Origin of the sequence: Dankookia rubra, from assembly GCF_004355005.1 — a bacterium.
Lineage (GTDB): Bacteria > Pseudomonadota > Alphaproteobacteria > Acetobacterales > Acetobacteraceae > Paracraurococcus > Paracraurococcus ruber_A.
In genome coordinates, this window is the sequence record NZ_SMSJ01000226.1 from 1 (window position 1) to 2,430 (window position 2,430).

Annotated in this window: 1 protein-coding gene; it reads left to right on the forward strand. The window is 52.2% G+C overall.

Annotated features, from left to right (window positions below; all coding sequences use genetic code 11):
* The first annotated feature begins 919 nt into the window (after positions 1-919).
* Positions 920-2,236: a lipopolysaccharide biosynthesis protein gene (locus E2C06_RS36105; RefSeq protein ID WP_133293338.1), complete on the forward strand. Its 1,317-nt coding sequence runs from the start codon at positions 920-922 to the stop codon at positions 2,234-2,236.
* The last annotated feature ends 194 nt before the right edge of the window (positions 2,237-2,430 follow it).

Here is a 2,430-nt window from a genome sequence, read left to right on the forward strand (position 1 = left end):
GTCTCGGGCGTCCACATGGCGACTTCTTTCCGGGAAAGCCGCCCAGAACGCTCCTCCTACGCCGCCTTTTCAGGCCCAAGTTCGCCAGGGGTGGCTTTCAAAACAGCCTTTCAGAACCGCCGCACGGCGCTCCATCGAGTAGGCCAACTCATTCCTCCGTCCCGCCCCTCTGAAAATGAGAAGTCATTTCGAGGCGCCAGACATTTTCCCTGACAAAAGAGGATGTCGGGGTGGATGCCGACACGGCAGCCTCCTCCAACGATGGCAAGGATTGAGAACAGCAGCACGGGCAGCAATCGAAAGACCTCGCCCTCTGCCCGACACGTGTCAGGTACCACCTTCAGCGGTTGCAGTCGCTGCACAAACCCGGTCACTACAACCTCCATCTCGGCCGCAGCCCGAAATGTCCGAGTTCTGCCGATCGGGGAAGTTGGCTCTCCGATCTCCGCCGCCGTTCTGCCCAAACTTGTTGTGCCCAGGGCTCACCCAGGATGTTGTGCCCAGGGCTCACCCAGGATGCTGCATAGCGTTGAACAGCCCTAGGTTATCCGCAATGCCGAACTATTTTGAAAGATCATGCTCAACCTTCCAGAAACGACATCACAAGTGGATTTGTTAGGCCTAACAATATGTCACGCTGGCTATCAAACTTCCATCCGCCACACCCCTCGGACGCCCGCAACCCACATCGTTGTACGTAGAAATCTTGACTCAGCGGAGAATTTAAGCAAGCTTCTACACCTTCAATTCCAGTTAGAATGGTAAGTTTGGGGAAACCGATGGACAATAGCAGAAACAGCTTCGGTGAACATGGGATGCGTTATAGATCGTGTAATTCATCTAGTGGCAGCAAGTTCTCAGTCTCACAGAACGTGGTTGTTTCACATTTCGGCGAAGTAGCCTATTGCGGTCCGTGCTGATGGACGAGGGCCCGGATGAAAATGCTTTCTATAAGCAAGTTGTGAGCCGGAAATACCTGATCTCGACGGTACGTCGATTTGCGCCCTCAGTATTTGTTGTGATATCGCAAAGTTTTTTCCATTTTGGCACGTTCGTATCGAACATGTTTCTGATCCGAGGTCTTGAACCCGAGAGTTTCGGCTCCTACGCGATCATTATGGGGCTTCTTCTTTATGCGATGAATTTGTACTTCGCGCTTGTCATTTATCCCCTTACACTACATCTGGCTGCGATCGGCGCAAATGCTGCAGATCTTTTAGGTAGTGGTATCGTGACTGGTTTGGCATTTTCTTTGCCGTTAGGAGTGCTCGTTTTAATTGCCGGTTTATTAGTAAGCGATGCGGTAACCGCCATTCTGGCAGCATGCGCTTTAATTATTTGGCACGCACAATTTGCAGTAAGCAGAATCCTGCTCATACAGCAGCGTTACATAAGTGCTGCGGTTGGGGACGCTATTGCTTCTTTGGGGATGGCTGCAGGACTTATAATTTGCTTCAGTTTTGAGAGTTTGTCAGTGCGCACACCTTTCCTTATCTTGATTTTTACGGCAAGCCTTGCCTTCATATTTCAAGGGCGGCAGTGCAATCTGCGTCTCCAAAATCTGTACATCAATGGGGTGTTATTCGGTCAACTGTGGCGTATCGGTCGCTTCGCCCTGTTCGGCATGTTTGGAGAGGGTATTGCTGCACAGCTGTTGATTTGGGCGCTGCTTCTGACACATGGGAAACCCGCTGTTGCAGCCTATGTGGCCATGCGTTCTCTTGTCGGCTTTTCACAGCCAATAACAAGCAGTGTTGTTTCACTCGTGGTGCCAGCGGTCGCCCGCAGTCGGAGTCAGGCCGACGTGCGGAAATCTGTTATTGACGGTGTCGTTATTGCGGTGCCGTTGATACTTGCTTCTTTTTGCATATTTTTGATACTTGCGGTTTTCGCGGCGCCGCTTGTACAATTTTTTTACGGAACCGACAAAGGATACACCGAGGGTATTGAATTGTTGCGGCTTCTGGCATTTTTTTCGACTGTCCATGTACTGGCGGAATGCTGCAGTGGAATTTTACGCGGGTTACAACGCGTTCAAATTGAAGCGAAGGCTCAGTTGGTCTCGAGCGGAGCAGGTATCTTGGTCGGCCTACCACTTGTCGCTCTGATGGGTCCCATTGGAGGAGCTTTTCTCACTGGTGTAGCTGCGACTTGCCGCTTTTTTTTGGGTCTACTTGCGATTACTAATACACTACGGGATAAAACCGGTTCCCGGACCCCGTTTGCGAAAGGGTGAGGGCCCGTTCTCTAAGAGTCTGAACGCGAAATAAGTCTGGCCCTTCAGGTCGGTTTCGACACGTAGGGCAGTGCGCCGGCTGAGCCTCACCATGTTGGGCCGATGTCTCGCACCAGCCTACGCAGCAATGTCGACCTGCCTCCGCCTTCGGCTCGCCGTGTTCCCCGTGCCAGCCGTGGTGACGGCTGGAACGC

Bases quoted from the DNA above. Each gene is read 5' to 3' on its own strand.
- E2C06_RS36105 (WP_133293338.1), top strand. From the start codon at position 920: ATGGACGAGGGCCCGGATGAAAATGCTTTCTATAAGCAAGTTGTGAGC.